Source organism: Streptomyces sp. NPDC048172, from assembly GCF_043202595.1.
In the GTDB taxonomy this organism is placed as follows: domain Bacteria; phylum Actinomycetota; class Actinomycetes; order Streptomycetales; family Streptomycetaceae; genus Streptomyces.
In genome coordinates, this window is the sequence record NZ_JBIDAT010000005.1 from 1 (window position 1) to 12,427 (window position 12,427).

At 72.7% G+C, this 12,427-nt stretch carries 9 protein-coding genes; 7 read left to right on the forward strand and 2 right to left on the reverse strand.

Translation table 11 applies throughout. The features are described from left to right. The first annotated feature begins 281 nt into the window (after positions 1–281). Positions 282–731, forward strand: coding sequence for a PTS glucose transporter subunit IIA (locus ACGF3A_RS21845; protein WP_393731925.1), 450 nt, complete (start codon positions 282–284; stop codon positions 729–731). Positions 732–782: 51 nt separating this feature from the next. Next, positions 783–2,453, forward strand: a complete 1,671-nt coding sequence (ptsP, locus tag ACGF3A_RS21850; RefSeq protein ID WP_393731926.1) for a phosphoenolpyruvate--protein phosphotransferase — start codon at positions 783–785, stop codon at positions 2,451–2,453. A 99-nt stretch (positions 2,454–2,552) separates the two neighbouring features. Here ptsP and ACGF3A_RS21855 read toward each other — a convergent pair whose 3' ends face one another. Next, positions 2,553–4,583 carry an acetoacetate--CoA ligase gene (locus ACGF3A_RS21855; protein WP_393731927.1) on the reverse strand — a complete coding sequence of 677 codons (2,031 nt, stop codon included), beginning with the start codon at positions 4,581–4,583 and terminating at the stop codon, positions 2,553–2,555. Positions 4,584–4,806: 223 nt separating this feature from the next. On the opposite strand from ACGF3A_RS21855, the gene ACGF3A_RS21860 reads away from it, so the two are divergent. Further along, positions 4,807–7,287, forward strand: a complete 2,481-nt coding sequence (locus tag ACGF3A_RS21860; protein WP_393731928.1) for a glycoside hydrolase family 31 protein — start codon at positions 4,807–4,809, stop codon at positions 7,285–7,287. 25 nt (positions 7,288–7,312) lie between these two features. On the opposite strand, the gene ACGF3A_RS21865 is transcribed toward ACGF3A_RS21860, so the two are convergent. Next, positions 7,313–8,116: a M15 family metallopeptidase gene (locus ACGF3A_RS21865; protein WP_393731929.1), complete on the reverse strand. Its 804-nt coding sequence runs from the start codon at positions 8,114–8,116 to the stop codon at positions 7,313–7,315. A 225-nt stretch (positions 8,117–8,341) separates the two neighbouring features. On the opposite strand from ACGF3A_RS21865, the gene ACGF3A_RS21870 reads away from it, so the two are divergent. The 4 genes from ACGF3A_RS21870 to glpK all read left to right on the forward strand — a co-directional run bounded on the left by ACGF3A_RS21870 (position 8,342) and on the right by glpK (position 12,427). Next, a complete protein-coding gene (locus ACGF3A_RS21870) occupies positions 8,342–8,797 on the forward strand; it encodes a Zn-ribbon domain-containing OB-fold protein (RefSeq protein WP_393731930.1) in 456 nt (151 codons plus the stop codon). A gap of 5 nt (positions 8,798–8,802) precedes the next feature. Further along, positions 8,803–10,002 carry a lipid-transfer protein gene (locus ACGF3A_RS21875; protein ID WP_393732629.1) on the forward strand — a complete coding sequence of 400 codons (1,200 nt, stop codon included), beginning with the start codon at positions 8,803–8,805 and terminating at the stop codon, positions 10,000–10,002. Between the two features lie 125 nt (positions 10,003–10,127). Beyond that, positions 10,128–10,877, forward strand: coding sequence for an MIP/aquaporin family protein (locus ACGF3A_RS21880; protein ID WP_393731931.1), 750 nt, complete (start codon positions 10,128–10,130; stop codon positions 10,875–10,877). Positions 10,878–10,921: 44 nt separating this feature from the next. After that, positions 10,922–12,427, forward strand: coding sequence for a glycerol kinase GlpK (gene glpK / locus ACGF3A_RS21885; protein WP_393731932.1), 1,506 nt, complete (start codon positions 10,922–10,924; stop codon positions 12,425–12,427).

The window sequence follows — 12,427 nt, forward strand, 5'->3', positions numbered from 1 at the left end:
GCGTTGACTTTTGGCACGCTGTTGAGTTCTCAAGGAACGGACGCTTCCTTCGGATTCCCTCTCGGGTTTCCTCCGGGCGCTTCCCTTCGGTGTGTTCCCAATTCAAGCACATGCTTCTCCGGATCGGAAATCCGAGTAAGTGAGGCTTTCTTGGGGGTGCCGCCCGCGCTCTCGGCGCCGGGCAGGTCTACGACCGTACAGGGGAGCCGGGCAGCGAGGCAAACCGGTTTCGGGTGACTTAGGCTGCGTCTGTTCGGATCTTCACCCCCGGGAGGCTTCCCATGACCACCGTGTCGTCCCCGTTGAATGGACGCGCCATCGGCCTCGCGGCCGTGCCCGACCCTGTCTTCTCCGGTGCCATGGTGGGCCCCGGCACCGCGATCGACCCCGTACGTGAGCGCCAGGAGGCCGTGGCGCCGGTGGACGGGATCGTGGTGTCGCTGCACCCGCACGCGTTCGTCGTCGTCGACGCGGATGGACACGGGGTGCTGACCCACCTGGGGATCGACACCGTGCAGCTGAACGGCGAGGGCTTCGAGCTGCTCGTCGCGAAGGGTGACAGCGTCACGCGCGGGCAGGCGATGGTGCGGTGGGACCCGTCGGCCGTCGAGGAGGCGGGCAAGTCCCCGATCTCCCCGGTGATCGCGCTGGAGGCGACCGCCGACTCGCTCGCCGAGGTCGCCGAGGACGGCGACGTCACGGCGGGCCAGACCCTGTTCGTCTGGAACTGACGCAGTACAACAGCACGGACGCACGACAGAACTACCGCGGAGACGGGTGAGATGGACACAACGCTTCGAGGCGTCGGTGTGAGCCACGGTGTGGCGATCGGCGAGGCACGGCACATGGGCACGGCAGTGCTGGAGCCCCCGGCCAAGCAGATCGACGCCGACGAGGCCCCGCGCGAGCAGCAGCGGGCCCGACAGGCGGTGGAGGCCGTCGCCGCCGACCTCCAGGCGCGCGGCAATCTCGCGGGCGGCGAGGCGCAGGCCGTGCTGGAGGCCCAGGCCTTGATGGCCCAGGACCCGGAGCTGATGGCCGACGTCGAGCGGCGGATCGCGGTGGGGAGCACGGCGGAGCGGGGCGTCTACGACGCGTTCGCCGCGTACCGGGCGCTGCTCGCGAACGCCGGGGAGTACCTCGCGGGGCGCGTGGCCGACCTGGACGACGTGCGGAACCGTATCGTCGCGCGACTGCTGGGCGTGCCGATGCCGGGTGTGCCGGACAGCGACGAGCCGTACGTCCTCATCGCGCGGGACCTGGCGCCCGCCGACACCGCGCTGCTGGACCCCACGCTGGTGCTGGGGTTCGTCACCGAGGAGGGCGGGCCGACCAGCCACAGCGCGATCCTCGCGCGGGCGCTCGGTGTGCCGGCCGTGGTGGCGCTGCCCGGCGCGGGCGAGCTGGCCGAGGGCGTCGTCGTCGCCGTGGACGGCAGCACCGGTGACGTGGTCGTGAACCCCTCTGCCGAGGAGCGGGACGAGCTGGCGAAGGCCGCCGAGGAGCGGAAGGCCGCGCTCGACGCCACCAAGGGTCCCGGGGCGACGTCGGACGGGCACAAGGTGCCGCTGCTCGCGAACGTGGGCGGGCCCTCGGACGTACCGGCCGCCGTGGAGGCGGGTGCCGAGGGCGTGGGGCTGTTCCGTACGGAGTTCCTGTTCCTGGACGACAGTGAGCGGGCGCCGTCGGAGGAGAAGCAGGTCGAGGCGTACCGGAAGGTGCTCGAAGCCTTTCCCGAGGGTCGGGTCGTGGTGCGGGTGCTGGACGCCGGTGCCGATAAGCCGCTCGACTTCCTGACGCCCGGCGACGAGCCCAACCCCGCCCTCGGTGTGCGGGGCCTGCGGACGCTGCTGGACCACCCGGAGGTGCTCCAGGGACAGCTGCGCGCGCTGGCGAAGGCCGTCGAGGGGCTGCCCGTCTACCTTGAGGTCATGGCGCCGATGGTCGCGGACCGTGCGGACGCGAAGGCGTTCGCCGACGCGTGCCGGGAGGCGGGGCTGAACGCGAAGTTCGGCGCGATGGTGGAGATCCCGTCGGCCGCGCTGCGGGCGCGTTCGGTGCTGCAGGAGGTCGAGTTCCTGTCGCTGGGGACCAACGACCTGGCGCAGTACACCTTCGCGGCGGACCGTCAGGTCGGGTCCCTCGCGCGGCTCCAGGACGCGTGGCAGCCCGCGCTGCTCGACCTCGTGTCGGCGTCCGCCGAGGCGGCGAAGGCCGAGGGCAAGAGCTGCGGCGTGTGCGGCGAGGCCGCCGCCGATCCGCTGCTGGCCTGCGTGCTGACGGGTCTGGGTGTGACCAGCCTGTCGATGGGTGCCTCGGCGATTCCGTTCGTACGGGCGCAGCTCGCGAAGCACACACTTGCTCAGTGCGAGCGGGCCGCGTCTGCTGCTCGGGCCGCTGACAGTGGGCCCGAGGCCCGTGCCGCCGCTCAGGCTGTACTTTCCGGCGAGTGATGCTGCCGCGTTAGGTGCTTCGCCGACTGCGAGTGCGTTGTGGTTGCTCGCGCAGTTCCCCGCGCCCCCAGGTCGAAAGGGCGCGGGGAACTTTTGCGTTCAGTCTCGTCCCGTTGCCAGGCCCTCGTAGAAGTGGAGGAGGTCGGCGTTGTCGACCGAGCCCGGGTTGACGGCCTTCTCCATGGGGGTGCCCTGGAGGAGGCGCTTGACGGGGACTTCGAGGCGCTTGCCGGTGAGGGTGTGCGGGACGCCGGGGATCTCGATGATCTCGTCAGGGACGTGGCGCGGGGAGAGCGATTCCCGGATCGTGCGCTTGACCTTGTCGCGGAGGGCGTCGTCCAGCGTCGCGCCCTCGGCGAGGTGGACGAAGAGGGGCATCCAGTAGCCGCCGTCCGGGCGTTCGACGCCGATGACGAGGGACTCGCGGATCTCGGGGAGCCGTTCGACCGCCTCGTAGATGTCGGCGGAGCCCATGCGGACGCCCTGCCGGTTGAGGGTGGAGTCGGAACGGCCGTGGATGACGACGCTGTTCCGGCTGGTGAGGGTGATCCAGTCGCCGTGGCGCCAGGCGCCCGGGAACATCTCGAAGTAGCTCTCGCGGTAGCGGCTGCCGTCCGGGTCGTTCCAGAAGCGGACCGGCATCGAGGGCATGGGCCTGGTGACGATCAGCTCGCCGACCTCGTCGATGACGGGCTTGCCGTGCGCGTCCCAGGCCTGGAGGTCGACGGCGAGGGACGGGGCCTGGAGCTCGCCGGTGTGGACGGGGAGGGTGGGGACGGCCCCGGCGAAGCAGCTGCACACGTCGGTGCCGCCGCTGACGGAGGCGATCCACATGTCCTCGGCGACCTCGTCGTGGATCCAGCGGAAGCCGTCGGGCGGGAGCGGGGAGCCGGTGGTGGCGACGCACTTGACGCGCGAGAGGTCGTAGTCCCGGGCCGGGTGGACCTCGGCCTTGCGGCAGGCCATGACGTACGCCGCCGAGGTGCCGTAGACCGTCGTGCCCGTCAGCTCCGCCACGCGCCACTGGGCTCCCGTGTCGGGGTAGCCGGGGCTGCCGTCGTACGTGACGACGGTGCAGCCGGTGAGGAGGCCGGAGACCAGCAGGTTCCACATCATCCAGCCGGTGGAGGTGAACCAGAAGAAGCGGTCGCCGGGGCCGATGTCGTTGTGGAGCGTGAGCTGCTTGAGGTGTTCGAGGAGGATGCCGCCCTGGGACTGGACGATGGCCTTGGGCAGGCCCGTCGTACCGGAGGAGTAGAGCACCCACAGGGGGTGGTCGAAGGGGACCTGCTCGAAGACGGGTTCGGTGTCGGCGGCGGTGAGGGCGGCCCAGTCGAGGGCGCCCTCGGGGGCCGGGGTGCCGAGCAGCGGGACGTGGACGACGGCGCGCACGGTGGGCAGTTCGCGGCGCAGCTCGGCGACGACGTCGGCGCGGTCGTGCTCCTTGCCGCCGTAGCGGTAGCCGTCGACGGTGAACAGGACGACGGGCTCGACCTGCTGGAAGCGGTCGAGGACGCTGCGGGCGCCGAAGTCGGGGGCGCAGGAGGTCCAGACGCCGCCGACGGCCGCGGTGGCGAGGAGCGCGACGGCGGCCTCGGGGACGTTGGGCAGATAGCCGCTGACGCGGTCGCCGGGCCGGACGCCGAGGCGGCGCAGCTCGGCGGCGAGGGAGCCGACCTGGCGGCGCAGCTCCGCCCAGGTGACGGGGGTGGGCTCGTGGCGCTCGTCGACGTGGAGCAGGGCCGGATCGGCGGCGCGTGCGGGGTCCTCGGCGGCGCGCAGGGCGTGCTCGGCGTAGTTGAGGGTGGCGCCGGGGAACCAGGTCGCACCCGGCATCGCCGCATCGGCCAGGACCGTCTCGTACGGGGTGGTGAAGCGGATGTCGTTCCACTCGGCGAAGGCGGCCCAGAAAGTGCCGAGTTCCTCCGTGGACCAGCGGTGCAGCGCGGCGTAGCTCGCCTCGGGGTCGCCGGGCGTGACGGGGGGCGCGCCGTGGCGCTCGTGCGCCCATGTCTGGAAGCGGGTGATCTGTGCCGTCCCGACGCGCTCCGCGTCCGGCCGCCAGAGCGGCTCCGGCGCCTCGGGCTGCGGGGTGCTGCTGTGCGCTGGAGTGCTGTGCGCTGCGGTCATGGAGGGCTCCCTAGCTTCCCTGGCTCCGGTCCGGCGTCCGGTACGCCGGTTCTCCCGACGCGTCCGGTGGCTATGCGGGACGATGCCATGTGATCAACTTCCGCGCCAGGGCGGGCGTCACACACCGAGGACGGAGGGTGTGTGGTGGGCGCACGGTGGCGCGCAGGTGAACGGCGGCTGAACGGCACTGACGCGGCCCCGCGACGATGGCAGGCTGAGCAGCATGGACGCGCGTGACCTGGTGCGGTCGGTGAAAGCGGTCGGGACGGCGCAGGGCGCGCGTGCCCTCCGGTCGGCCTGGCGTCGGCGCCGTACGGACGCGCGGGCGCTGCCCCGGGTGGGAGCCGAACGGGCACGGACGCCGGGCGAGGCGACGGGGGCCGAACCCCGGCCCGGCGGCGGGGTGATCCGGTTCGAGCGGTCGTCGCTGTGGGTGCGGGTGGCGGTCGGCGGCGCGGTCTTCTTCGGCTGGGACGGCGCGGGCCCCGAGCCCTCGTACGCGCTGGCGGGCACGTGCCCCGAGCCGGACCCGCGCGTGGACCTGGAGCCGGACAAGGACGGCGGGTGGCGCGTCGTCTCGGAGCGGATGCTCGTCATCGTCTCGCGGCACGGGGCGGTGGAGATACGGACGCCGGGCGGCGTCCTGCTCCGCCGCGACCTGCCGCCGCGCTGGTGGGAGGGCGACGGGGCACGAGACGCCGGGGGTGCCGGCACCGGCGACGGCGTGCCGGGGCTCCGCGACGGTGTGCCGGGGCCCCGCGAGGACGGGGCGAGCGCGCGCGGCGACGGGGCGGACGAGCAGGGCTCGCGGGACGACGGGGCGCAGGTGGGGTGTGCGCGGTGGTTGCAGCGGTCGGAACTGCCGCCGGACGCGCATTTCTTCGGGCTCGGCGGGCGCGCGGCCGGGCTGCGGCTGCGTGACGGGGCCTACCGGCTGTGGAACACCGACCCCGGCCCCTTCTCCCCCGGCCAGGATCCGCTCTACCTCACGATGCCGGTACTCATGGCCGTCGCGGACGCGGGCACGCACCTGGTCTTCCACGACAACACCTGGGACGGTCACGTCGCGCTCCGCGAGGGGGCCGAGGGGCTGGGTTCGGGGCACGACAGGCCGGGCCGCTGCGAAGTGCGGATGTCCGGCGGGCCGCTGCGCTACTGGGTGCTGGCCGGTCCGCCCGCGCGGGTGCTGCACGGGTGGGCGGCGCTGACGGGCTCGCCCGCGCTGCCGCCGCGCTGGGCGCTGGGGCACCAGCACGCGCGGTGGGGCTTCGGCAGCGCCGACGAGGTGCGGCGGGTCGCGGAGGGGTACCGGGAGCGCGGGCTGCCGCTGCGGGCGCTGCACCTGGACATCGACCACTACCGGGGGCACCGCGTCTTCACCGTGGACGGCGCGCACTTCCCCGACCTGCCGGGGCTCGCGGCCGAGCTGCGCGCGGCGGACGTACGGCTCGTGTCGATCGTGGACCCGGCGGTGAAGGCGGAGCCGGGCTGGACGGTGTACGACAGCGGGGCCGCGGCGGACGTCTTCGTACGGGACGGGCGCGGGCGGGAGGTGCGGGGCGTGGTGTGGCCGGGCGTCTCGGTCTTCCCGGACTTCACGGATCCGCGGGCGCGCAAGTGGTGGGGCGAGCTGTACGCGGAGCGGCTGGCGCAGGGGTTCGCCGGGGTGTGGCACGACATGAACGAGCCGACGTCGTTCGCGGCGTTCGGCGATCCGACGCTGCCGCTCTCCGCGCGGCACGCGCTGGAGGGCCGCGGCGGCGACCACCGCGAGGCGCACAACGTCTACGCGCTGACGATGGCCAGGGCCGGGTACGAGGGGCTGCGCGGGCTGGTGCCGGAGCAGCGCCCGTTCCTCTTCTCGCGCTCCGGGTGGGCGGGGATGCAGCGGTACGGCGGCACCTGGTCCGGCGATGTGGAGACGGGCTGGGAGGGGCTGCGGGCCTCGCTCTCGCTGGTGCTGGGGCTGGGGCTGTGCGGGGTGCCGTACTCGGGACCGGACGTGGGCGGCTTCACCGGGCGGCCCTCCCCCGAGCTGTATCTGCGCTGGTTCCAGCTCGGGGCCTACCTGCCGCTGTTCCGTACGCACGCCGCGAAGTGGGCGGGGCGGCGCGAGCCGTGGGAGTTCGGCGACGAGGTCCTGGAGCACGCGCGGGCGGCGCTCGCGGAACGGGAACGGCTGATGCCGTACCTGATGACGCTGGCCCAGCTCGCGCACCGTACGGGCGCGCCGTACGTGCGTCCGCTCTGGTGGCAGCACCCCCGCGACCGGGATCTGCGCGAGTGCGAGGACGCGTTCCTGCTCGGCGACGCGCTGCTGGTGGCGCCGGTGCTGGCGCCGGGCGTACGCGGCCGTACGGTCCGGCTCCCCGCCGGGCGCTGGTACGACACGGCCACCGGCCGCGCCTACGAGGGCCCCGGCACGGTCCGGGTCGAGGCGCCCCTGTCCCGCATCCCCGTACTGGCCCGCGCGGGCGCCGCGGTGCCGGTGGCAGGCGCCGACGGGGACACGGAACTGGAGGTGTGGCCGCCGGCGCCGGGCCGTACGGGCAGCGGTCTGGTGATCCCCGACCCGGGTGAGGGCTGGGACCGGCCGGATCCGGAGCGGTTCACGGTACGGAACGCCGACGGCGAACCGGGCGTGGCGATCGAACGCGAGGACGGGCGGCCGATGCCGTACCGGGTGCGAGTGCGCAGGGGGTGACGGAGCGCCCTGGCTCAGGCCCCGGTCACCTGGGGAGCGAGTGGCGGGTGACGGGGAAGTCGAAGTAGGTGTCGGGGAACGTCTCCTTCTTGAGGGTGTAGTGCCACCACTCCTCCGGGAGGTTCTTGAAGCCCGCCTTGTCCAGGGTGCTCTTGAGGAGCTGGCGGTTGGCGCGCTGCTTGCCTTGGACCCGGGGGTCGTCGGTGTGGGAGAGGGTATCGAAGCAGTCGAAGCCCGTGCCCGCGTCGACGGAGTTGTCGGGGAAGCGCTCGGACTTGGGGGCGGCGCAGTCGACGAGGGGTTCGCCCGGCTCGTAGGGGCGGGTGGGCTTGGCGGGGAGCTTCACGATCGTTAGGTCGACCGTGCTGCCTCTGCTGTGGCCGGACTTCTCGGCGATGTAGCCGTCCTCGAAGAGGCGGTTCTTCTCCACTCTCGGGTAGAACTCCGCCTTCATGCGCTCGTCCTCCAGGTCCTTGGCCCAGCGGACGAAGTGGTCGACGGCGCGCTGGGGGCGGTAGCAGTCGTAGACCTTGAGGGTGTAGCCGCGCTTGAGGAAGGACTTCTGGGCGCGGTGGAGGGCCTTGGCGGTGTCCTTGGTGACGAGGCACATCGGCTCGCGGTAGCCGTCGATCGGCTCGCCCACGAAGTTGTGCGGGGTGAAGTAGCGGATCTCCTGGAGGATCGTCGGGTCCGCGTCGCTGAGGGCGACGAACTCCTTGGGTGCCTTGGGGCCGGTCCGCTCCCCGGCGTGGGACGGGGCGGCGAGGGCCGTGGTGGCCAGGAGCGCGGCGAGGGCGGAGGAGGTGGCGAGCGCTGCACGTCGTGTCATGCCCACTCCCTACAGGAGAGAACGGCGGCACGGAACCACCCCCGTCGGCCCCCTGCCGCCGTTCATGTCCAAGTGGACGCCCGTGTCCCCGGTGCGGTTCGGAAGATCGGCGAGCCGTACATGAGCGTGAGGTTCTGGTGACGCGCTGGTGACACTGTCAGCGGGGCGTGCCACACTCCTGACGGTTCGTCAGTTCGTCGGATACCCGGACCGTCGGGAGGGGCCATGGCACGCGTACGCAAACCCGTGGTGGAGGGCTGGTTCGGCGGCGAGGGGGCGGAGTTCGCGCTGCTCGGGACGCGGTGCCGGGAGTGTGCGTGCGTCTTCTTCCCACGCGAGGACGCGTTCTGCCGCAATCCGCGCTGCGCGGGCAGCGAGCTGGAGGAGGTGCCGCTCTCGCGCCGGGGGCGCGTGTGGTCGTTCACCGACGGCCGCTACCGCCCGCCCCCGCCGTACGTCTCGGACCCCGGGCGCCCGTGGGAGCCGTACGCGCTGCTCGCGGTGGAGCTGGAGGCCGAGCGGATGGTGGTGCTCGGGCAGGCGCCGCCCGGGGTCACCGTCGACCAGCTCCGCGTGGGGATGGAGGTCGAGCTGGTGCCGGGGGTGCTCAGCGAGGACGAGGAGCACATCTGGACCACCTGGCACTGGCGGCCCGTCGAGGGAGGGGGCGACCCGGTATGAGCGAGGTGAGCGAGGACGTCGTGGTGCTCGGGGCGGGGATGCACCCGTGGGGCAAGTGGGGCCGCAGCTTCGTCCGGTACGGCACGGAGGCGGCCCGCGCCGCGCTCGCGGACGCCGGTCTTGAGTGGACGGAGATCGGCTCGGTGGTCGGCGCCGACACCGTGCGCGGCGGCTACCCCGGCTATGTGGCGGGGGCGACGTTCGCGCGGGCGCTGGGCTGGCAGGGCGCGCGGGTCACCAGCGTGTACGCAGCGTGCGCCTCGGGCGCGCAGGCCATCGCCACCGCCCGCGCGCAGCTCCTGGCCGGACTCGCCGACACGGTGCTCGTGGTGGGCGCCGACGCCGCGCCCAAGGGCTTCTTCACCCCGGCGGGCGGCGAGCGCCCCGACGACCCCGACTGGCAGCGGTTCCGGCTGCTGGGCGCGACGAATCCGGCGTACTTCGGGCTGTACGCGCGCCGCAGGATGGCCGTGTACGGCGACACCCCGGAGGACTTCGCCCGGGTCAAGGTCAAGAACGCGGCGTCCGGCGCGCTGAACCCGTACGCCCGCTACCGCACGCCCGTCACCGCCGAGGAGGTCGCGGCCTCCCCCGTGGTCGCCGACCCGCTGCGGCTGCTGGACATCTGCGCGACGTCGGACGGCGCCGCCGCGCTCGTGCTCTGCCGTGCCGACTTCGCGCGGCGGCACGGGCGTACGGACGGCGCTCCGCCCGTGCGGATACGGGCCGTGTCGACCGCCACGCCCGAGTACCCGCGTACGGCCCTCGATCTGCCGGACCTCGCGACGGACTCGGCGGCCGCGGTGCCGGAGCCCGCGCGTCCGTTCCGCGCGGCCCTCGCGGACGCGGCGTACGAGGAGGCGGGGCTCGGGCCCGGGGACCTCTCGCTCGCGGAGGTCTACGACCTGTCCACCGCGCTGGAGCTGGAGTGGTATGAGGACCTCGGTCTCGCGCCGCGCGGCGAGGGCGCGAAGCTGCTCCGGGAGGGCGCCACGGAGCGCGACGGGCGGATTCCGGTGAACGCGAGCGGCGGCCTGGCCTCGTTCGGCGAGGCGGTTCCCGCGCAGGCCATCGCCCAGGTCTGCGAGCTGACCTGGCAGCTGCGCGGGCAGGCGGGCGACCGGCAGGTCGCGGGCGCGCGGGCCGGGATCACGGCGAACCAGGGGCTGTTCGGCCACGGCTCCGCGGTGATCGCCGTGCGCTGACCCCGCTGACCGCCACAATCCGCATCTGTCGCTCATCTTGACGCCCCCTCAGCTGAGTTGAACACTGCCGACACGCTTGACGCGGACGCAGGGCACGTCGGGCACGTCGGCACTGGGGGGCCGTCATGGATCAGTTTTCCAATGGGGACATCTTCGTCGGTGAGATCATCGGGACGGCCATCCTGATCCTGCTGGGATCGGGCGTCTGCGCGGCCGTCAATCTCCGCTTCTCCAAGGCCAAGGACGCCGACTGGATCGTCGTCGCGTTCGGCTGGGGTTTCGGCGTGATGGCGGGCGCGTACTCCGTCGGCACTCTCTCGGGAGGACACCTCAACCCGGCCGTGACCCTCGGCATCGCCATCAAGGAGGGCGACAACTGGGAGAAGGTGCCGGTCTACATCGCCGGGCAGATGATCGGCGCCCTGATCGGCGCCGGGCTGTGCTACGTGGCGTACTACGCGCAGTTCGAGGCCAACCGCGACAGGGAGAACGCCTCGCCGACGCTGGGGATCTTCTCCACGGCGCCGGAGCTCCGCAATCCGGTCGCCAACCTGCTCACCGAGGTCGTCGCGACCCTGGTGCTGGTGCTGCCGCTGCTGGCGTTCGCCGAGACCAAGAGCGTGGGCGCGGGTCCCGGCCAGAGCGGGCTGGGCACCCTGCTGGTCGCGTTCCTGGTGGTCGGCATCGGCCTCTCGCTCGGCGGGCCCACCGGCTACGCCATCAACCCGGCGCGCGACCTGGGTCCGCGCATCGCACACGCGCTGCTGCCCATTCCCAACAAGGGCACCAGCGACTGGGGTTACGCGTGGATCCCGGTCGCGGGGCCGCTGATCGGCGGCGCGCTGGGCGCGCTGGTCTACGAGCTGGCCTTCTGAAGCCCGTCGTCCGCTAATCCCGATCAACCGAGGGGTCGTCACACATGACGGACAAGTACGTCGCATCGATCGACCAGGGCACCACGTCCAGCCGCTGCATCATCTTCGACCAGGACGGCGCGATCGTCGCCGTCGACCAGCGCGAGCACCGCCAGATCTTCCCGAAGCCGGGCTGGGTCGAGCACGACGCGAGCGAGATCTGGTCGAAGGTCCAGGCGGTCGTCGCGGGCGCGCTCGCGAGCGCGGGCCTGCGCGCCGAGCAGCTCAGCGCGGTCGGCATCACCAACCAGCGCGAGACGACGGTGCTCTGGGACCGTTCGACGGGCAAGCCCGTGCACAACGCGATCGTCTGGCAGGACACCCGCACCTCTGCCCTCTGCACCGAACTGGGCGGCACGGACGGCCAGGACCGCTTCCGCGACCGTACGGGCCTCCCGCTGGCCAGCTACTTCGCGGGGCCGAAGGTCGCCTGGCTGCTCGACAACGTGCCGGGGCTGCGGCAGCGCGCGACGAACGGCGAGATCGCGTTCGGCACCATCGACTCCTGGCTGATCTGGAACCTCACGGGCGGTACGGAGGGCGGCAGGCACGTCACCGACGTCACCAACGCCTCCCGCACCATGCTGATGAACCTGGAGTCCCTGGAGTGGGACCAGAGCGTGCTGGACGCGATGAACGTCCCGGCCGCCGTGCTGCCCGAGATCCGCTCGTCCGCCGAGGTCTACGGGACGGCCACGGGCCAGCTCGCCGGGGTGCCGGTGGCCTCGGCGCTCGGTGACCAGCAGGCCGCCGTCTTCGGGCAGACCTGCTACGGCGTGGGCGAGGCCAAGAACACCTACGGCACCGGCTCGTTCCTGCTGCTCAACACCGGAAACCGGCCGGTGCCCAGCAAGAACGGGCTGCTGACGACGATGGGCTACCGGCTCGGCGGCGAGGCGCCCGTCTACTGCCTGGAGGGCTCGATCGCGATCACCGGGGCCCTCGTCCAGTGGTTCCGCGACCAGCTCGGGATCATCAGCGAGGCCTCCGAGATCGAGACCCTCGCGGCGAGCGTGGAGGACAACGGCGGCGCGTACATCGTCCCGGCCTTCTCCGGGCTCTTCGCCCCGTACTGGCGCTCGGACGCGCGCGGCGTCGTCACCGGGCTGACCCGTTTCGTCACCAAGGCGCACCTGGCCCGGGCCGTGCTGGAGGCCACGAGCTGGCAGACGCGCGAGGTCGTGGACGCGATGTACCAGGACTCGGGCGTCCGTATCACCACGCTCAAGGTCGACGGCGGCATGACGGCCAACGGGCTGCTGATGCAGCACCAGGCGGACGTGCTGGGCGTACCGGTGATCCGGCCCGTGGTCTCCGAGACGACCTGTCTGGGCGCGGCGTACGCGGCGGGGCTGGCGACCGGCGTGTGGTCGGACCTCGACGAGCTGCGGGCGCACTGGAAGCGGGACGCCGAGTGGTCGCCGCGGATGACGCCGGAGGCGCGGGAGAGCGAGTACGGCAACTGGCGCAAGGCCGTGGAGCGCAGCTTCGGCTGGCACGAGGAGGGCTGA

What these genes read in the sequence shown, in the direction of transcription:
- ACGF3A_RS21845 (WP_393731925.1), top strand. Translation starts at nt 282, where the DNA reads ATGACCACCGTGTCGTCCCCGTTGAATGGACGCGCCATCGGCCTCGCG.
- ACGF3A_RS21855 (WP_393731927.1), bottom strand. Translation starts at nt 4,583, where the DNA reads ATGACCGCAGCGCACAGCACTCCAGCGCACAGCAGCACCCCGCAGCCC.
- ACGF3A_RS21865 (WP_393731929.1), bottom strand. Translation starts at nt 8,116, where the DNA reads ATGACACGACGTGCAGCGCTCGCCACCTCCTCCGCCCTCGCCGCGCTC.
- ACGF3A_RS21880 (WP_393731931.1), top strand. Translation starts at nt 10,128, where the DNA reads ATGGATCAGTTTTCCAATGGGGACATCTTCGTCGGTGAGATCATCGGG.
- glpK (WP_393731932.1), top strand. Translation starts at nt 10,922, where the DNA reads ATGACGGACAAGTACGTCGCATCGATCGACCAGGGCACCACGTCCAGC.
- ptsP (WP_393731926.1), top strand. Translation starts at nt 783, where the DNA reads ATGGACACAACGCTTCGAGGCGTCGGTGTGAGCCACGGTGTGGCGATC.
- ACGF3A_RS21870 (WP_393731930.1), top strand. Translation starts at nt 8,342, where the DNA reads ATGGCACGCGTACGCAAACCCGTGGTGGAGGGCTGGTTCGGCGGCGAG.
- ACGF3A_RS21860 (WP_393731928.1), top strand. Translation starts at nt 4,807, where the DNA reads ATGGACGCGCGTGACCTGGTGCGGTCGGTGAAAGCGGTCGGGACGGCG.